Source organism: Oceanobacillus sp. FSL K6-2867 (assembly GCF_037963145.1).
In the GTDB taxonomy this organism is placed as follows: domain Bacteria; phylum Bacillota; class Bacilli; order Bacillales; family Amphibacillaceae; genus Oceanobacillus.
On sequence record NZ_CP150144.1, the window covers coordinates 703585 to 722873 of the forward strand.

General features: G+C 39.2%; 15 protein-coding genes. 4 read left to right on the forward strand and 11 right to left on the reverse strand.

Annotation, left to right across the window (positions count from 1 at the left end; all coding sequences use genetic code 11):
• Positions 1 to 2: 2 nt before the first annotated feature.
• From NSQ77_RS03325 to NSQ77_RS03350, 6 genes are all read right to left on the reverse strand, one after another.
• Positions 3 to 914, reverse strand: a complete 912-nt coding sequence (locus NSQ77_RS03325; protein ID WP_339228808.1) for a DUF418 domain-containing protein — start codon at positions 912 to 914, stop codon at positions 3 to 5.
• Between the two features lie 4 nt (positions 915 to 918).
• Positions 919 to 1164 (reverse strand): hypothetical protein, encoded by a 246-nt coding sequence (locus NSQ77_RS03330; RefSeq protein WP_339228809.1) that lies wholly within the window; start codon positions 1162 to 1164, stop codon positions 919 to 921.
• A gap of 353 nt (positions 1165 to 1517) precedes the next feature.
• On the reverse strand, positions 1518 to 5240 hold the full coding sequence (addA, locus tag NSQ77_RS03335; RefSeq protein WP_339228810.1) for a helicase-exonuclease AddAB subunit AddA: 3723 nt from the start codon (positions 5238 to 5240) through the stop codon (positions 1518 to 1520).
• 103 nt (positions 5241 to 5343) lie between these two features.
• Entirely contained in the window at positions 5344 to 8811 is a 3468-nt protein-coding gene (addB, locus tag NSQ77_RS03340) for a helicase-exonuclease AddAB subunit AddB (protein WP_339228811.1), read from the reverse strand.
• A gap of 542 nt (positions 8812 to 9353) precedes the next feature.
• Positions 9354 to 9911 (reverse strand): signal peptidase I, encoded by a 558-nt coding sequence (gene lepB / locus NSQ77_RS03345; protein WP_339228812.1) that lies wholly within the window; start codon positions 9909 to 9911, stop codon positions 9354 to 9356.
• A 53-nt stretch (positions 9912 to 9964) separates the two neighbouring features.
• Entirely contained in the window at positions 9965 to 10621 is a 657-nt protein-coding gene (locus NSQ77_RS03350; RefSeq protein WP_339228813.1) for a TVP38/TMEM64 family protein, read from the reverse strand.
• A gap of 222 nt (positions 10622 to 10843) precedes the next feature.
• Between NSQ77_RS03350 and NSQ77_RS03355 the strand changes: the two genes are divergently transcribed.
• On the forward strand, positions 10844 to 11233 hold the full coding sequence (locus tag NSQ77_RS03355; protein WP_339228814.1) for a hypothetical protein: 390 nt from the start codon (positions 10844 to 10846) through the stop codon (positions 11231 to 11233).
• Here NSQ77_RS03355 and NSQ77_RS03360 read toward each other — a convergent pair.
• The 3 genes from NSQ77_RS03360 to NSQ77_RS03370 form a co-directional block, all read right to left on the reverse strand.
• Complete coding sequence (locus NSQ77_RS03360; RefSeq protein ID WP_339228815.1) at positions 11181 to 11699, reverse strand: competence protein ComK; 519 nt, start codon at positions 11697 to 11699, stop codon at positions 11181 to 11183. The genes NSQ77_RS03355 and NSQ77_RS03360 overlap by 53 nt on opposite strands.
• Before the next feature lie 155 nt (positions 11700 to 11854).
• A complete protein-coding gene (locus NSQ77_RS03365) occupies positions 11855 to 12850 on the reverse strand; it encodes a lipoate--protein ligase (protein ID WP_339228816.1) in 996 nt (331 codons plus the stop codon).
• Between the two features lie 79 nt (positions 12851 to 12929).
• A complete protein-coding gene (locus NSQ77_RS03370; protein ID WP_339228817.1) occupies positions 12930 to 13661 on the reverse strand; it encodes an MBL fold metallo-hydrolase in 732 nt (243 codons plus the stop codon).
• A 111-nt stretch (positions 13662 to 13772) separates the two neighbouring features.
• Between NSQ77_RS03370 and yhfH the strand changes: the two genes are divergently transcribed.
• The 3 genes from yhfH (at position 13773) to NSQ77_RS03385 (ending at position 16715) form a co-directional block, all read left to right on the forward strand.
• Positions 13773 to 13904, forward strand: a complete 132-nt coding sequence (yhfH, locus tag NSQ77_RS03375; protein ID WP_095309598.1) for a protein YhfH — start codon at positions 13773 to 13775, stop codon at positions 13902 to 13904.
• A 219-nt stretch (positions 13905 to 14123) separates the two neighbouring features.
• Positions 14124 to 15935: an oligoendopeptidase F gene (gene pepF / locus NSQ77_RS03380; protein ID WP_339228818.1), complete on the forward strand. Its 1812-nt coding sequence runs from the start codon at positions 14124 to 14126 to the stop codon at positions 15933 to 15935.
• 153 nt (positions 15936 to 16088) lie between these two features.
• Positions 16089 to 16715 (forward strand): GyrI-like domain-containing protein, encoded by a 627-nt coding sequence (locus NSQ77_RS03385; protein ID WP_339228819.1) that lies wholly within the window; start codon positions 16089 to 16091, stop codon positions 16713 to 16715.
• A gap of 210 nt (positions 16716 to 16925) precedes the next feature.
• Here NSQ77_RS03385 and hemY read toward each other — a convergent pair whose 3' ends face one another.
• Positions 16926 to 18332 (reverse strand): protoporphyrinogen oxidase, encoded by a 1407-nt coding sequence (gene hemY / locus NSQ77_RS03390; protein ID WP_339228820.1) that lies wholly within the window; start codon positions 18330 to 18332, stop codon positions 16926 to 16928.
• Complete coding sequence (gene hemH, locus NSQ77_RS03395) at positions 18332 to 19267, reverse strand: ferrochelatase (RefSeq protein ID WP_339228821.1); 936 nt, start codon at positions 19265 to 19267, stop codon at positions 18332 to 18334. Before hemH ends, hemY begins: the two co-directional genes overlap by 1 nt.
• Positions 19268 to 19289 lie beyond the last annotated feature (22 nt).

Genomic DNA, 19289 nt, shown 5'->3' on the forward strand with positions numbered 1-19289 from the left:
TGTCAACCCTCCAGCTTCCGTAATGGCTGTCGCTTTCCATAGGTTAAACTACGCCATAGCCACTCAAATGGTCCAAACCGAAATCGCCTTAACCACCAGTTACTAAGAAAGATTTGACCAGTAAAAATAACAAGCACCATTCCTACTCCAGCTAGCGGACGTATCGAACCGTATAAACCGAAACCAATACCATAAAAAAGAATAAAGCAAATCATTGACTGCATGAGGTAGTTGGTTAATGCCATTCTTCCAACTGCCGCAAAAGGCTGGATGATTCTCTGACCAATTTTTCGTTGCGCTATAAATGTAATCGATACAATATAAAATATGGCCGAAAATGTCCCGCCGACATTATCCTGAAGGTAGGATAGCCAAAGTGGATTCCCAACAAGATACGGCCCAACTTTGAACCCTACAAAACCAATAAGTGAAACCAGCCAGAGCTTTCTCAAAATGGATTTATGCTTTTCTGGTTCATGCAGCCAGCGCTTTCTCGCGATATACATACCGAATAAAAATAATGGGAGTAATACCATAATTAGAAAAAAGAACCCTATTCCACCATTGGCATTCATCCAGTCATTATAATTTTGCTCCCAAATCGTAATAAGGCTCTCGCTTTGATAACTTGTAATAGCTTGCGTAATAGCGAGTTGGTTTGACCCTCCTAAAGCACTTCGCGTTCCATATAAAGCTAATGATAATAAACCAACACTTCCACCTAAAAGAGCTGCTCCCCATGCAAGCAAGGATGCATTGCTAGCTTTTAGAAACAATAGCAATAGCAGTCCAATAAGACCATAGGATAGTAAAATATCTCCGTGCCAAATAACAAATGCATGGATTAATCCGAGCCCTGCTAAAATTGTTAACCGCTTCGCTAAAAAACAGCTTACACGAATTTTGCGTTCCACCAGCCTATCCTTCAGCAATTGGATTCCAAAACCAAACAAAAGTGAAAACAACGTATAAAAGCTTGCTTGAAAAAACATAGCGGTCAGCGGTAGAATTCCACGCTGCAGTTGCACCACCATAGATAAAGTCAGGAGCTGAGAAAGCTCCAATATTTACAATGAATATCCCGAAAATAGCAAAGCCCCTTGCAGCATCGATTGCTGCAAGACGGTTCTTTTCTTTAGTTGGTGCTGCATTTATATCCATCATTGATATCCTTTCAATTCCGGCTTCTAGAGGTTGTTCAAAAAGTCCGGTAAAAATGACACATCGAGAACAGGGGACCTTCAACTAACTACCGACACGTCCTGTGTCGAACGTCGAAGTCACCACATCCTGTGGAAGCTCGTTGGCTTGCTTTTCCGTTCCTTGGAAAAGAAAAAACGCTTTTCCTGCGTGCAAGAACGTCTGCTCACGTATTAAACCCATACGTTCCGCTACTCAAAGCTATGCCGCCTCGAACTTCTTGGTCCTTTTTTATCCTCCTTTTGAACACGCATCTAAAAAAACTAGCATGTAGTGAGATTTATCCCCCACTACATGCAGTTTCAAACCAATTTTGATCATACTTTGAGCAATAGATGCTTAGCAAAGAAATACAGATATGTTTCCTTCACTGGTTCCTTCCAGATTGTTTCCAATGCTGTTCGGTAAAGCCGCATTTGTGTTTCATAACGTTTTATTAATTGTACCTTTACCTCTTCTGTAACATCTGCTGTAATCGCATCTGTTTTATAATCTAAAATAATCCAGCCATCCTCACTTTGAATTAAGCAATCAATTACACCCTGTATCAATACTTGCTCATCTGTCTCACTTTCCCAAGTTGCATAAACCTGGCTTGCAGGCAACGTTAAACTAAATGGAATTTCACGAATGACCTGTGGACTTTCCATCATCCGTTCGGCAATTTCACAATGAAAAAACTGCTCAATGGCTTCACTGTCGATAACGGAAGCTTCTACACGCGTCAATATTTCTTTATCAGCCAACATTTCCACCGCTTCCTCTATTTCTTTTTTCGTCAGCGGTTTACGTATTGGCAAATGCTGCATGACCGTATGCAAGGCTGTCCCTTTTTCTGCAGCTGTTACTTGTCTTTCCTGCTGCATGAAATTTGGTCGCTTTATAATCGGCGCTCGGAAGGCTTGTACAAAGCGATCATCACTATATTCGTCCTTCATTTCCTGCTGACGCTTCAATTCTGTCACAGACTGCTTTGCCCGTGACCTTGCAGCTTGGCTAAATGGATAGCGATAGGATAAACGTTCATCAACAAATTCTTTTAATGTTCTATCCCCGACATTTACAGGCTGCCATTCGATAATCTTCTCTTTCAAATTCAAATCTGTTTCGATTGTTCTTTCTTCCAAATTTGTCAATTCACTGGCATGGATAATCGAAATATCCCACTTTGATGGATCTGCTTTGATTTCATCTAATACGTCATTGCTGATTTCCTCTTCACGTAGCTTCTCTGATTCTTTGTGACGAATGAGAGCTGGCCCAACCCAGTCCAAGTATGTTTTCGACTCCGCTCGGAAGTATGCTGGAAGTACCCAGTCTGGATGATTTTGTATTTTTTGCCATTTTTGCAGCTTCTTCTCAACAGATGCTACATTTCCAACCATTATTAATTTTTCCTTTGCTCTTGTCAAAGCTACGTAAAGCACTCGCATTTCCTCTGCAAGCAGCTCCCTTCGCATTTCCTCCTTAAAAGCATGATAAAATAGTGTTGGATAGGTGATACGCTTGATTGGATCAATATACTTACTCGCTAACCCTAAATCTTTATGCAATAAGTATTTTTGCATTAAATCCCGCTGATTAAACAGCTTGTCCATTGCCCCAACAATAACAACCGGAAATTCCAGTCCTTTACTCTTATGAATCGTCATGATACGTACAACATCTTCTTGCTCACTGAGCGCCCGAGCTGACCCTAAATCATCGCCACGCTCTTCCATTCTTTCAATAAATCGGAGAAAACGGAATAGTCCTCGGAAGGAGGTTGTTTCATAGCCTCTTGCCCGATCATAAAGTGCCCTTAGATTCGCCTGACGCTGTCTTCCGCCTGGCATCCCACCAACAAAATCATAGTAGCCTGTTTCCCGATAAATATCCCAAATCAATTCCGATAATGCACCTTGTCTGGACGCTAAGCGAAATTGTTCGAGCTGTTCTAAAAACCGGTTTAATTTCGTGGCCGTTTCATTTGTTTGCTGTTTTGAATAGGTGAGAACAGCTTCATAAAATGAATCCTGTTTTGCTGCTAGGCGTATCGCAGCAAGCTCATCCTCATTTAAACCAACAATCGGCGATTTTAATACCGAAGCGAGTGGAATATCCTGTCTTGGATTATCAATCGCCTTCAACAGACTAAGCATTACCTTTACTTCAATTGCTTCAAAATAACCTGTTGAAAGCTCTGCATAGACTGGAATTCCTTGCTTTTTCAGCTCATCTACAATTGTTGGTGCCCAAGTCATGGAACGCATTAAAATCACGATGTCACGATATTGCAGATCCCGTTGTGATTGTGTCGCTTTATCAACAACTTGCATTGGCTTAGTACCCTCTTTTGAACCAATCCAAGTTTTAATTTTTTCTGCATACGCTCTTGCCTCTAACTGCGCCTTTTCTAAATCCTGAAAATCTTCTTCTTCATCTGATACCTCAGCATGCTCTTCCCCTGTTTCCCGATCAATTAACAGCAGCTCAGGAAAAGGTTTATCAAACGGCATATCCTCATACATTTTATTTCCATAGATCAGCTCAGCATCCTGATCATAATCAATTTCACCAAGCTCTTCATTTAAAATCTGTCTGAATATATAGTTCGCGCCAATTAAAACCTGTTCTCTGCTGCGGAAATTACTTGCCAAATCAATTCGCTTTGCCTGCTCTTCTTCTCGCGCAAACCGTTTATATTTTTCGATAAAAAGAGATGGCTCTGCATGACGGAACCGATAAATACTTTGTTTCACATCGCCGACCATAAACATGTTTCCGGCTTCGGTACGATTGCTAATCAATGTTAAAATCGTTTCCTGAACGAGGTTTGTATCTTGGTATTCATCAACAAGTACCTCGCTGAACTGATTTTGAAACCCCGTCGCTACGTTTGATGGAATGATGTTATCTGCTGTCGATGCTTCGCTGGCAAGCAACTGCAAACAATAATGCTCCAAATCGGAGAAATCCACTAGTGCTTTCTCACGCTTCAGTTCCGTAAATCGATTTTTAAATTGTTTCACGAGCTCTGTCAACTGTTTAATTACCGGGGCAAGCTCACGCATATCCTCGATATGACTGGATAAATTCCGCCTGAACCATTCGCTGTTCATATCGTCCCAGCGTTTCTTGTAGCTTTTTCTTAGCTGTTTCACTTTCTCCTTCTTTTGCTCATCACAGTCGGCTTTTTTTCCCGAAAGCCTGCCGAAAGAGTTTGATGACATGAACTGCTGCAATTCATCCCATGAATCAACCAAGTTCATTGCTTCATGCAACAACGCAATTTCCGTATCAATCGTATCCGCATAATGGTATGGTCCATCATTTTCCCGGGTTATGCTTAAAGCAAGCTCCATTTCTTGACGGATTGCTTCAAACTGGTTGTTCACTTCCCGTTTTATTATCGTTAACCAAGCTAAATCCTCCTCTCTCCAATCCTCCGGAATATGATAGGATTCAGCTAACTTATCTAGCCATTTTTCTGGCCATGGATTCTGAGTCGCAAATGTGTATAAATCCAGTATTAGATTTTCCACTTCAAGGTCGCTTCGGTCATTAGAAAAACGATCCACCACCGCAAAAAACGCTTGTTGCTCCCCCGGTTCGGCTCCGTACCATTCTTCAAATAAATCCTCCAAAACTTCCTGCTTGATGAGGTCCCCTTCCATATCATCGGCAATTCGAAAAGATGGATCCATATCAATCAAATACGCATATTTTCGAACGACATCAAGACAAAAGGAGTGCAATGTGGAAATGGAAGCACGCTGCAATAAGGAAAGCTGTTTCTTTAAATGCATAGATGTCGGATTTTCTGCTAATGCTTTTTCAAGTGCAATTCCGACTCGATTACGCATCTCCTGTGCCGCAGCATTCGTAAATGTCACGACAAGCAAAGAGTCGATATCAACTGGATTGCTAGTAGATAACAGCTTTTTAATAATCCGTTCAACAAGTACTGCAGTTTTTCCAGAGCCTGCTGCTGCGGCTACGAGAATATCGCTACCGGCAGTATAAATCGCCTCTTCCTGTTCCTTTGTCCAATTAACCATATGTTCACTCCTCTCTTAGTTTTTTTAGAAAACTTGGTATTCACCAAGCCTTTCGGTGAAATCTAAAGTTGCACTTATGCAAATTGGTAAGTTTTATACTTACTTATTTGCCCAGAATATCCTGTTCTTTTATTTCTTTAAGCTTCCGGTAATTATTCTCTCGTAATTCTGGATCAAATTGACAAACCGAATGAAACGGACAAAATGTACATGCAATCTGCTCTTTATGCTGGTATGGATTTAAATCCACGCCACCAGATGTCATATCAATCCCTGCGTTTCGCATTAATTGATGAATATGATGTTGTAAGCTGGAAAACGTTTCTTGATCCGCAATTTTGGAGTAACCATAAAACCCGCCATTCTTCTTGATGCCAGCAGGTACAATTTGACTGGATCCGGACTCCAGCGACTTGTCCATCATTTTGACAATTTCCTCATCGGACAGCAGCAAGCCTTGCATTTTATACTTCTTAAAGATCTCTTCGCTAATTTGATCATCATTTATTTTTTGTTTGCTTGAAATCATTGGATTATGAACATGGAAATAGAGCACTCCTGCCGGGGTTGCCTCCCTGCCAAGCCATTGCTCCGAATGCGTTAAGACGACATCTAAATAAGCAAGCATTTGTAATGCAATACCATAATAAACCTCCATTAGATTTAAGCCTTTCGCACTTGATTTATAATCAATAATCCTCAAATATAGATTATCTTCATTCAAAGCCTTATCGACACGGTCAATTCTTCCGCGAAGCAAAAGCTCATATCCATTCGGCAATTGCATTTTTAATGGTGGAAGCTTTTCCTTGTCACCAAAGCCAAGCTCTAATCCAACTGGTGAGAAATTACTCTGTCTTGCTTGTTCACTTAGAATGTAGGTGGCTCTCGCGATAACCTCCTGCAGCTTTTGCTGAATATATTTATATCGATTCGAGCTGTGAAGAATTTGATGCTGTAAAATAGGAGCAAGATTAAATACAGCCTTTCCGGCATAGCCATCTGCATCTTTTTTCGTTAGCTGTGCAAAGTCTTTTCCTTCACCTTGAATCCAATCGGTAATGATTTTTAACGCTTCATGGAAAAGCTGACCAATATCTGGCGCATCTAATTTATACGTCTTTCGTTCATCTAGCTTCAAGCTATATTTCGCAAAATGCTGATACGAGCATCTGTAATATGTCTCCAGTCTGCTTACACTTGCCTTCACTTGTTTCGGATAAAGCTCTTCCACTGTATCCTTCGCTAGATTGCTAGGTTTATTTTCATAATATAGGCTCTGTAATATCTTATAGGTTGTACTATATTTTGGCTGGTGTTCCACATACCAATTATACACTTCCCACCAGACAGGCTGTATTGGATAGCCTTTTTGGCTTCTTGCCAATTGCGCGGTCAGTGCCGACCTCGTTTTTACCGAAGTCGTGATAAATCGTTCCGCATCTGCCAATTCATCCGGGTCCTGCAGTAATAAATGATTACAGCAAGACGGGAATAAATCTTCAATACGTTTAATAAGCTGGGACGGCATTTTTGCCTTTCCTTCCTCATCACTCAATGGATAGCTGATCATCAGCTTGTCCTGTGCTACTGTAAATGCAAGATACATATAAAACCAATCATCTAATAATTGACGTTTTCCGCTTTCAGCTAGCTTCATACCGTTTTCCGCTAAAACCGCTCTTTCTTCTTCATTAATCATGCTATCAGTTGGCGGTTTCATTGGCCAAATTCCGTCGTTCACACCGAGGAGAAATGCACATTGCACCCCGCTTAGCCGTGAACGATCAACTGTTCCAACAATTACATGATCCATACTTGGTGGAACATGGGCAAATTTTAGCGTTTCAAAGCCAGCATCAAGTGCTGAGCGAAAAGTACCCAATTTCATCGGTTCATCACCAGCCATTTCCACCATTTCATCGAATAGCTGAATCACCGCTGCCCAGACCTGCTCCTGCTCTCTTCCTTTTTCAATTTCGCCATGCTCATCATAATAAGTTCGCATGTCTTCTAAGCGCTCCGGAACACCGAGTTTTTCGAGTAATAAATAGGTTATTTCAGAAAGTTCTCTTACTGTAGCTGCTTTTCTTATCTGTTCATCAAACGGCTGTAACGCCTTTACAATCTGGGCCCGATAAGTATTAATTCTCTCCTGTGTTTGCTTTTCCATATCGGTTTGCACCTTATTTTCAAAGCCGCGGAACCGCTGAAATTTCCATTCCTCATCACTAAACCAGCGTTCTCTCGAGCGAATTCCATATTCTAATACATAATTTTCTAACTCATCGATTGCATCATTTGTTAAGGGGAACTTCTGATTTGATACCGGAATAAACCCTGTTTTTAAAACACGGAAAACAGCATCATATCGCCAGTTTCCTTCTACAATATCAAGCATGGACCGAATAAATTCTATCAATGCATGGTTCAGCATTGTTCTTTTTTCATCGATAAATACTGGAATATCGTGGTCATCGAAAATTGTTTGAATTAGACTATGATAGACATCTGTTTGTCGAATAAAAATAGCAATATCTTGAAAGCGATACTTTTCCTCTCGAATAAGACGCAATATTTCCTGCGCAGTTCCTTCTACTTCTGCACGCGGATGAACTGCTTCTGCTATTTGAATTGGTACTTCACCGTGGAATTCAGGTGATGGCCTAACATCAAAATTTTGTTCTAAATGTGCAAAATACGGTCTATCCTTGAACCTGCCATTAGCCGGATTCATAACAATTGTTTCATCAACCATCACGTAATTCTCGTACGCAATTTGCTTTAGTGTATGATACGTTTCCGATGTTTGATGAAACAAGTCAAGTTCAGAGGTTGTATCATTCGGATTATCAACAGCAAGCGTAATCGTAACCGATTGACATTGCTTCATTAGCGCTTCAACCACAATAAGCTCATTTGGTGTAAAGCTATGAAATCCATCGATATAGATTTCTGCATCTTTTAAAATCGATGATTCTACTATTTTCTCCGCTAATAGCTGTAATTGATCTTCTCCATCCATGTAATGATCCTTCAATGCAGCCGTAAGTTTTTCGTAAATATATACTAAATCATCAAGCTTATTCAACAAAGCGACCTCACCGGGTGCTTTATGTACAAACTGATTCATATGCTCCATCTGCATGTGTAAAATCTCTGGGCTAATCTGATATCGCTTAAATTCCGTAATCATCTGCTCCAATTGATTCAAGAAGCCTTGCTTTTCCATTGCTTTTTGGAAAACCTGCCACTCTCCCTGTTTCTCCTCAATTATTTTGCGAAGCATCATTTGCAGTCCAATAGAGCTAATAAATTGTCTTGTACCGCCACCCGTTTCTTGTAATATACGCCATGCCAGACGAGAAAAGCTGACTACTTGTGCACGTATGCTTCCTTTTATATCTTCATCATTAAACAATGCAAATTCCTGTTGAAATGTCATTTGGTCTGGAACAATATAAAATATTGGGGAACCTTGAGGATTTGCTAACAGTTTCTCTTTGATTTCATCTAATGTTCTCCCGCTTTTTCCCGTACCAGATCTTCCCATGATAAATCGTAATCCCATTGGTGTTAGCCCTCCTTAAACCATAAAAGTTGTTGCTTTTTGACACAATATATAAACTTCTAACTAGCTGTTGTGGTATGAGTAACTATCGCCGTCGGGGATCGCTACAAGCAGTCGCTTTCCGTGGGCACGGCTTCAGCCTCTCCGGAAGGAAACCACTTCCTGCGAGTCTTCAGACACGGGCTGTTCCCACAGGAGTCGACTGCGCTACGCTCACCCAGACTGGTTAAAGCAACGTTTTTGTTTCGTTAAATATATTTGTATTAGCCAATGTGCCAGTATAAGCGCAGGAAACACACGTAGACTTCTGCGGGATACATGGCCAGAGTGAGACTCTGAAGAACAGAGTTCGAAGAGGCTCACGGGTCACCCTAAGATGCGCGGAGTGTGTCTCCGTATCGGGTATACGCGCAACCCGTAATTACACATTACTCCACAGTTTTTCCAACTACGAAGCTTAAGAAGCAACAAATTTCACAAAAACAGTCAAATAATAAATAGAGCTCCTACCTATTTTACCAAAAGTAGAAGCTCCATTATAGCTATTTGCCAAAACTAAGCTTGGTCTGGGAGAGTGGCCAATATTTAATATCTACCTTGCCCACAAGCTGATCCATCGATATAAATCCAAATGCCCGGCTGTCGTAACTATCACCGCGATTGTCCCCCATAACAAACAACTGACCTTCGGGAACAACTTTTTCTCCCGTTATTTCAGTAAGTGTAAAATTTTTTGTATATGGATGGCTGTCACTCGCCTGTACATAACCATCCATCCGCAAAAACTTTTCTGGAACGTATTCGCCATTGATATACAGCTTATCATCCTTATACTCAATTTCATCACCTGGCAAGCCGATGACTCGTTTCACATAATCGTCTTCTTTGTTCGCATGAAATACAATTACATCAAAGCGACCCACATCTCTTATATTATATATAATTTTATTTACAATTAATAAATTGCCATCATATAATGTTGGCTGCATCGATTCACCGTCAACTACATAGCTTGCAAAGATGCTTGATCTGAGAATTACCGCAAATAAAACGAGAAGTATTGCCAAAGGAACGAGTCTGCGATAATTAATTTTTTTCATCTTCATCTGCCTCCAGGTTATTATATTCCTATAATACCCTAAAGGACGCCCTTTTAATCTTTCTTCCTATCTGGATAAGCCTTTTCCACAACTTTATTTTGCAATTTCTGTTCCAGGTATTTTCCTAGTATCCAAAAGAGAAATATACCAATACCAACGACAATCGTTCGAACTGGGTTCTTTGCGAATTCCATAATACTGGAACCAACATAGGATATCGAAAAAATCATAACCGCTTTTCCTAGAAAAACAGCAAGAATAAATTGATGTGTACTAACTTTTGATAGACCTGCAACAACATTAATAATTGCCGATGGCGAAAACGGAAAACAAAGCAGAAGAAATAGCGGACCAAAACCATGCCTTTCCACCCACGCCGTAATCCTCTTTACTTGATTATTTTTACGTATCCTTAGAAACAGCTTTGTGTTTCCTAGCCTTCTGATAACAATAAATACAACGATTGCTCCACTACTGGCACCAGCCCAAGACAATAAAAATCCTTCCAGTAAACCATATGCCGCCGCATTACCCAATACAAATACAATTAACGGCAAAAAAGGCAAAAAAGCTTCTGTAAATGGGAGTATTATTCCCGGCAGAGGACCTAAGCCTTCATATTGTTGTAATAGTTGTTGTATAAAATCTTCCAGCCCTTCTGTTTCAAGAACTTCTTTCCAATTAGAAAAATTGATGTTTGACAAGTACATGTATTCTAATTCCCCTCGTTAACATAAGCCATTTTCGATTATAAATACAATTATCTCACTATACATTCTAAAACAAACCTTGAAAAATGCATAATTTTAATTAACGATTCGGCCACTTTCTTTTTATTTAGCATGTATTTTTATTTTAATAGTGTATTTCCTTAAACTTTTAGCATATAATATAATAGAACCTATGTTCTTGTTTTAGAGGAGGTTATCGATATGCGCTATCTTACAGATGAAGAATTAGAACTAAGTACTCGCTTTCTTTTCTTATCAATGGCAATGGTTGTCATCAGACAAGATATGGAACATATTCAGCGTGGCGCCTTTAAAATTAAGGAAACCTATATAAAGCATTTAACAAAGATGGAAGAAAAAGCATCCAATGAACGAAGAATTCTGCGTGTGGCGATGAAGCAGAAGGGGATGCAAGTAATTACATTAAATAAGAACGATTCGTTTTCTTCATTCCTTTTTATTTGTCAAAACCGGGAAGAGAAGCGAAACTTTTTCAATCCCGCAATTCGCAAAAAAGTAGAAGCAATTCTAGATGAACTCATTGTGATGGATCTGCCACAGAACCAGGCTGATACTGCTGGAAAAGTCTGACTCGATGATCCAATAAGTACCGGAATTGAGCAGTACGCTGCAATTGATTCATCATCGATCCATACGATGCATCAATGACTACTTTTCTGCCATTTGTAAATTGAATTTCCGTATGCTTTTCAGCAGCCTTTTTTATCTTATCGATAAATGAATGTGCAATCCATGAACATTTTCGATTGCTCGGTGAAGTAGTTGGAAAAAAGTACATTCCACTTGAAGGGTCAATGGAGATTGGTGCTTTATGTGTGATACCGCTTATATCTTTAGTCCCATCCTGCCTGCCTTTTAGACTGCTGCCAAAAAAGCGGCATGCATTGTCAATGATCTTTGTCGGGGAGTGATCGACCACATATTCTCCATCCTCTTCAATTACACGTGTAACTGCATCACCGTTTACATCACGTAAAGATAAGACTGCCATTGTAACAGGGGTTATTTCATGAGAGGCAAAATAATAATTTTCCATCAAACAATTCATCCTTTCTAAAAAATAAAAAGAAAGTGGCTCAAGGACTAATTTACCATATTTGTATAAATAATAACAGCTAAAAACCAAATATTGAGAAAAATTAACGTAAACCAAAAAAATCCCACCCAAAACACCGTGGCGGGATTTTTTAATTAATAGAGCAAATTAATAAAGTCCTCTTTGGAAATTCTGCCGAGATAGTGAGATACATCAAAATCTTCTAATGCAGCTTCAATCGCTCTTCGTTCATGGCGAACACCCTTTAGCTTATCTTCAAGCTCTTTCACATTTCCCACCCCAAAAAAGTCACCATAAATTTTGCAGTTTTCAATGATTCCTTTTTTAACATCCAAACGGACATCTACAAGGCCTGCATCAAATTTATACGTTTCCTGCACATTAAATGCCGGAGATTTCCCGAAATTCCACTCCCATTGCTGATAACGTTTTTTTGAGATTTCGTAGATCTTCTCCCAATCTTCTTCTGTCAATATATACTGTGGAACATCGTTTGTATCCTCTACATCAAAAACATTTTTCAGGATGATTTCTTTAAATTGATTCATCGTAATTGGCTCGTCCAGATACTCGGCAATATTAGCAACTCGACTACGAATAGATTTAATTCCTTTTGATTCAATTTTTATCTTTTTAACCTTCAATGCTTTTGTAAGTTCCTCAAGCTCAGAATCCAGCATTAAAGTTCCATGGCTGAACATACGGCCCTTTGTCGAGAACATTGCATTTCCGGAAATTTTACGTCCCTCTACAGCTAAATCGTTTCGCCCCTGCATTTCTGCTGGAACACCTAATTTATTCAATGCATCAACCATCGGCTTTGTAAATTTAGCAAAGTTTTGAAAGCTGTTTCCGTCATCCTTTGTTATAAAGCTGAAATTAAGATTTTGTTCATCATGGTAAACTGCTCCGCCACCTGAAAGACGGCGTACCACTTTAATTCCTTTATCATCCACATAATCTGTATTTATTTCTTCTATTGTATTTTGATTTCGCCCAATGATAATAGACGGTTTATTCACATAAAATAATAGGTATGTATCCTTCTCCCCAAAGTTTTCCAGAACATATTCTTCAATAGCCAAGTTTACCATTGGATCTGTAATCCCATTATTATTAATAAATTTCATTTACCGTTACCTCCTATATTGTCTATAATTAATTTTAAGCCAAAGAACCAAAGTAATCAATGGATATCGCTCCTCACAGCTAGCTTTGCCAGATTGCACCTTCCTCTGCTAATCTTACATTTCCTTTATAATGATTTTTCGCTTCTACCACTAATTGATGAATATCACCATATTGCGGCAAATGACTAAGCATTAATGTCTCCACATCAGCACCCTCCGCTATTTTTGCGCCTTCCTCGCTATTCATATGACCCGCTTTCGTCCCGTCTTGACCAGCATAATAATTACAATCAGCAATCAATAGGTCTGCCCCCTGTGCAAAATCCTTCCATTCTGCTTTATAGCTTGTGTCTGCTGTATAGACGATTACCTTTTTTCCATCCGAAATTCGCATGCCATAGCACAAAACTGGGTGGTCCGTTTCGAAAAATTGAATCGTAAATGGTCCAAGTTTTAATTCTTCTTGCGGATTATATGGCATAGCTTTTGTATAGTCATGGGTTAAAGCTTGAAAGCTCGTTTGATCTGCTGTATGCCCATAGATCGGCAATAATTTATTTGAACCCTTTACATAGTACTCAATTAGCTTAGAATACTGGAGCACCCCAATATCAGCAATATGATCATGATGATAATGTGAAATGATAACCGCATCAAGAGTGGCAACTGCTTTATATTTTTGCAATTTAGACAGTGCCCCACTTCCAACATCAATTAACAATGAAAAACCTTCTTTTTCAAGTAAATAGGAGGATGTTGCTCCATCCCTTGCCGGGTACCCGCCCCAGCAACCAATAACCGTTAATTTCATAAAAAAACACTCCTGTTATAAATTTTGTTGTAACACAGCATTGACAAACAACATATTGTTATATTACAATGGATCTAATATTAAATACGTTAACACTAAAGGAGGATACACATGACTAGTATTGTTGAATTTTTCAGAAACCTGCCTAAAAAGAAGTGCAAGCAATGCGGTGAAGACATGATTCACGAGAAAGCTGACTGCTATGGCAATATCTGCGATGAATGTGACCATCCAGCAAGATAACTGCAATACGACAATTATTTATTAATGTGTATTACCTAAACAGATTACTTCTATGCCAACTGTACTACAACAAAACATTTTTTACAGCTATTATTATAGCTGTATTTTTTTTGCAAGCACAGGAAATACTCAAAATATTTTAGAAGGTTCTATTATTAACTGTCAAATTATAATATAATTTACTTAGAGATACGAAACATTTAGTAAAGGAGATTAATAATGGCAATTCACACAATAACCAAAAATCGTTCGGACATACCGGAAGAACAGAAGTGGGATTTAAAAGACTTATTCCCTTCCCATACTGCTTGGAATGAAGAGCTTAAGAAATTACAGGAAGATGTTACAGAAATTACAGCCTATAAAGGCAAGTTAGGCAATGATTCCAATACGTTATTACAAGCATTGCAGGCATTGGAAGCATTCCAGCAAAAACTTACGCGTGTTTCGGTTTATGCAATGCTTCGTTCCAGTGCAGATGGATCAGATCCCGATAACCAGCGAGACTCTGCGAGAGTAGCTGCTGCTATGGCTTCTATACAAGCAAAAACAGCATTTTTCCAATCTGAGCTATTGACGCTTTCTGAAGCAACAATAAATCAATTTCTCAGTGAACAATCTGAACTGACAACCTATAAAAAAATGCTTGAAGATTTAATGGAAAGAAAGCCATACACCCTTTCTCCAGAAATTGAAAAGACATTGGCTGCACTTAGCGAGGTACATAATGCCCCATATATGATTTATCAGCGCAGTAAAGCTGCCGATATGCAGTTCGACTCCATTAAAAATGAGGAGAATGTCGACTTGCCTATGTCTGCAGCTCTTTATGAAGACCGTTATGAATTTACAGCAGATACTAATACACGCCGGGCAGCATACAAATCCTTTACAAAAACATTAGATCGATACAAGAATACGTTTGCTGCTACCTATGCCACAGAAGTAACAAAACAAGTTACAATGGCTAACCTTCGTGGTTACAAATCCGTAACAGATATGCTTTTAGCATCGCAGCAAGTTACAGAGAAAATGTATCACAATCAGTTAGATGTTATACAGCAAGGACTGGCATCACACATGCGCAGATTTGCAAAGTTAAAGAAGGAAAAACTCGAGCTTGATGAAATGCGGTACTGTGATTTAAAAGCGCCGCTAGACCCGACATTTAATCCTAAAACAACGTATGAAGATGCAGCAGCTACCATTATTGAAGCACTGCAGGTAATGGGACCGGAATATACGGAAATTATGAAAGAGGGGATTTCTAACCGCTGGATTGACCGCTCTGATAATGCCGGTAAAGCAAATGGAGCATTTTGTTCCAGTCCATACGGCGTTCATCCATATATCTTAATAACATGGACAGATACAATGCGTGGCGCGTTCGTATTGGCACATGAGCTTGGTCATGCCGGGCATTTTTATCTGGCAGGAAAGAATCAATCTCTAGTCAATACACGACCATCTACTTATTTCATTGAAGCTCCATCCACTTTAAATGAGCTGCTGCTGGCAGAGCATCTAATGAAAAACAACGATGACAAGCGCATGAAACGTTGGGTAATCACCCAATTGCTTGGAACCTACTATCATAACTTTGTTACGCATTTATTAGAGGGAGAATTTCAGCGCCGTATCTACACGCTAGCGGAGCAAGGGGTTCCCCTTACAGCAAACGTACTTTGCAAGGAGAAAAAAGAAACACTTGAGGCTTTCTGGGGAAATGACGTGGTATTTGATGAGGGTGCTGGCTTAACCTGGATGCGTCAGCCACATTATTATATGGGGCTTTATCCATACACCTATTCAGCAGGACTAACTGTTTCCACAGCAGTAGCAGAAAAAATTAAAACAGAAGGTAAACCAGCAATTGATCGCTGGTTAGATGTATTAAAAGCTGGAGGAACGAAAAAGCCGCTTGAATTAATTAAACAAGCTGGAGTTGATATGTCTAAACCAGATGCAATTCATATTGCTGTTAATTATGTAGGATTACTTGTAGATGAATTGGAAAGAACCTACGAATGAAGTTTGCGACCTACTTGTTAAGCAAATAAACGCTTGAGAGCTGGAATAATTCCGCTCTCACAATTTGGGATAGGATTGGAATCTTGTATTCCAGCCCTATCCTTTTTATAATTTGATTAGTAACGTCAAGTGATTAATAGAGGATGATAATAAATGAAATATGAGTGGAGAAAAAAGGAAAAGGATATATATATACCGAAACAACAACCCCAACTAGTTACCGTTCCAAATCAGCATTTTTTTATGATTCAGGGACAAGGAAATCCGAATAACGAGGAATTTTCCAACAGAATAAACGTCCTCTATTCGTTAGCATACGCTGTGCGAATGATGCCAAAACAAGGATATACTCCTGAAGGTTATTTCGAATATACGGTTTATCCATTAGAAGGAATATGGGATTTGACCGAGAAAGGCAGACAACAGGATTCTCTGGATAAGAATGAATTCTTATATACCATTATGATTAAACAACCCGCATTTGTAACTGAAGAAGTGGTAGAGAGAGCCTTTGAACATGTACGAAAGAAGAAAGCACATCCTCTACTAGATGAAGTGACATTTAACTCGATGGAAGAAGGTTTGTCTGTACAAATGCTTCACGTTGGTCCATATGATGATGAACCAAAAACGTTTCAGAAGATGGATGAATTTATAGCTAGCAATCAGCTTGAAAGAATGTCTTTAACACATAAAGAAATTTACCTATCAGATTTTCGAAAAGTTGAAGCATCTAAGCTTAAAACCGTTCTTCGTTACAAGGTAAGACAGAAAATATAATCGTTTGAGTAGATGATACAGCTGATTGCTGGTCATCTACTTTTTTACTCGGTTTAAATTGCTCAATTGTCACATGAAATGTCGAATATCAACCAAATCATCTTAAATATCAGCCTGCTTAGTCTGAACATCAGTATTTCCCCAAGAAAAGAATTTCCTTAAATAAGCCAAAAAGCTCCAGACTAGCAATTGTCCAGAGCATTAAAACTATTATTGATTTAAAAATCCTAGCGCATCTTCAGCACTTTTGCGCCCATGTCCAATGCAATCTGGGATCCCAACGCCATCATAAGAGCTTCCTGTTAAAAATAAACCAGGCAATTCACTTGCTGCATTTGCGCGGATATCTGCCACAAGCTCCAAATGTCCAACATGGTATTGCGGTCTTGCATGTTTAAAACGTGTAATAATGCTGAATTCGGGCTTTGCTTTTATTTTCATCGTTTTATTCAAATCACGTAAAACGATGTCTGTAATTTCTTCATCTGATAAATTAACAATATCTTGATCATCGGGTTTTCCAACATAGCAGCGGAATAAAGCTTTCCCTTCCGGAGTTGTATTTGGCCATTTGCGATGTGTCCACGTACAAGCCGTGATTCGATATTTTTCTCTCCGACTAACAAGAAAACCAGTACCATCGATATCTTTTTTTATTTGTGCCTGATCGAACGCAAGAACAACATTTGCAGTTGATGTTGCCGGAATATCATATAAGTTTTTAAGGAAATCATATTGTGAAAGCATCTTTGGAACTTTATTATGTGGCGCGGTCATAATAATCGCATCTGCCCGATACACTTTTCCATTGCTTAATAACAAATGATAACCATGTTCCTTCTTCTCTATATGATCAACAGCAGTATGCGTACGTACCGTTCCATCAGCTAATTTTTCTTCAAGTCGGTCGATTAATGTCTCAAGTCCGTTTTCAAAGGAAAAAAACATTCCTTGCGACTTTTTCTCTTTTACTTTTTTTGCTGGCTTTGACATTGTTTTTTGCAAACCTTTGATTAAACTGCCATGCTCTTGCTCCATACGCTCAAACATAGGATACGTCGCTTGGAGGCTCATTTGATCAATATCACCAGAATGAATTCCTGAAAGCAGTGGATCAATCTGATAATCAACAAGCTCATTTCCAAACCGTCGGCGCATTAATGCACCAACTGATTGATCAACTGTTTCCTTGCTTTTCGGTAAAATCAAATCCCAAAGCGCTCGTATTTTACCTTTTAAGGAAAAAACATTGGATGCAAGCAGTGGTTTAATTTCTTTTGGCACCCCCATGAAAGCACCTTTAGGCATTTTATGTAATTTATTTTTCACTAAAATATAGGATTGTCCTGTACCATTGTATACAATCTCGTCTTCCAGACCTAGTTCTTGGACAAGATTCATTGCTTCTGGTTTTCTTGCTAACAAAGAATCTGGTCCACGTTCAATCGTAAAACCATCCGTTTTGATCGTGTGAATTCGACCTCCAAGACGCTCACTAGCTTCAACCAATTTTACATCGACAGCTATTTGCTTTTCACGAATTTGCTTTTGCAAATAGTAAGCGGCGGATAATCCGGTTATCCCGCCACCTACTATCACAATTTTTTTACGTTCCATCACACTTCACTCTTTACTTTACTTAATACTACCTTTACTAGTGAATCAATGAAGTCAGGATGAACGTTTGGCATTTCAGGACGATAATAGGATACCCCCAACTCGTCACAAACTACTTTACATTCATAATCATTGTCATATAACACTTCCAAGTGATCTGCAATAAAACCGACTGGTGCATAGACAAAAGCTTGATAACCTTCCTGATTATACAGATTTCGCGTAAGATCCTGAACATCTGGTCCTAACCAAGGGTCTGGCGTATTTCCTTCACTTTGCCAGCCAACTGCATAATTTTTAACCCCAGCTCCTTCGACAATTAAATCCGCTGTTTCTTGCAACTGCTCTGGATATGGATCACCATTTTTTAAAATTTTCTCTGGTAAGCTGTGTGCAGATACGATAAGTACTGCTTTTTCACGTTCTGCCTCAGTCATTTCATTGTAAATCTTTTTAACTCCATCCACCCAAAATTGGATAAACCCTGGCTCTTTATACCAGCTTTCAACAGCCTCAATGGAAATACCATGCTTCTCTGCTTCATTTGCGGCACGATCATTATAAGATTTCACACTAAACGTTGAATAATGTGGTGCCAGCACTATAGAAACAGCCTCTTTGATACCATCCTTTGCCATCTCTTGTACCGCATCTTCAATAAATGGGGAAATATGCTTTAATCCAATATATGCTTTAAATTCATATTCATTTTGCGATTCATTTAAACCATTTTCAATTGCATATGCTTGTTCTTCGGTGATTTTTGCTAATGGAGAAGTTCCACCAATTGCCTTATAGCGATCTTTCAAGTCTTGAAGTGCCTCTGGCTCTGGCTTTCTTCCATGGCGAATATGTGTGTAATACGGTTCAATCTCTTCCTCCTTCGTCGGAGTTCCATATGCCATTACTAATAATCCCACTTTTTTCTTTTCCATTTCATTGCACCTCTTTGTGAAA

Excerpts from the sequence above, each read along its gene's own strand:
- yhfH (WP_095309598.1), top strand. The coding sequence starts at position 13,773 with ATGACTAGTATTGTTGAATTTTTCAGAAACCTGCCTAAAAAGAAGTGC.
- hemH (WP_339228821.1), bottom strand. The coding sequence starts at position 19,267 with ATGGAAAAGAAAAAAGTGGGATTATTAGTAATGGCATATGGAACTCCG.
- NSQ77_RS03355 (WP_339228814.1), top strand. The coding sequence starts at position 10,844 with ATGCGCTATCTTACAGATGAAGAATTAGAACTAAGTACTCGCTTTCTT.
- addB (WP_339228811.1), bottom strand. The coding sequence starts at position 8,811 with ATGGGATTACGATTTATCATGGGAAGATCTGGTACGGGAAAAAGCGGG.
- hemY (WP_339228820.1), bottom strand. The coding sequence starts at position 18,332 with ATGGAACGTAAAAAAATTGTGATAGTAGGTGGCGGGATAACCGGATTA.
- NSQ77_RS03350 (WP_339228813.1), bottom strand. The coding sequence starts at position 10,621 with ATGTACTTGTCAAACATCAATTTTTCTAATTGGAAAGAAGTTCTTGAA.
- NSQ77_RS03365 (WP_339228816.1), bottom strand. The coding sequence starts at position 12,850 with ATGAAATTTATTAATAATAATGGGATTACAGATCCAATGGTAAACTTG.
- NSQ77_RS03385 (WP_339228819.1), top strand. The coding sequence starts at position 16,089 with ATGAAATATGAGTGGAGAAAAAAGGAAAAGGATATATATATACCGAAA.
- pepF (WP_339228818.1), top strand. The coding sequence starts at position 14,124 with ATGGCAATTCACACAATAACCAAAAATCGTTCGGACATACCGGAAGAA.
- lepB (WP_339228812.1), bottom strand. The coding sequence starts at position 9,911 with ATGAAAAAAATTAATTATCGCAGACTCGTTCCTTTGGCAATACTTCTC.
- addA (WP_339228810.1), bottom strand. The coding sequence starts at position 5,240 with ATGGTTAATTGGACAAAGGAACAGGAAGAGGCGATTTATACTGCCGGT.
- NSQ77_RS03330 (WP_339228809.1), bottom strand. The coding sequence starts at position 1,164 with ATGATGGATATAAATGCAGCACCAACTAAAGAAAAGAACCGTCTTGCA.
- NSQ77_RS03360 (WP_339228815.1), bottom strand. The coding sequence starts at position 11,699 with ATGGAAAATTATTATTTTGCCTCTCATGAAATAACCCCTGTTACAATG.
- NSQ77_RS03370 (WP_339228817.1), bottom strand. The coding sequence starts at position 13,661 with ATGAAATTAACGGTTATTGGTTGCTGGGGCGGGTACCCGGCAAGGGAT.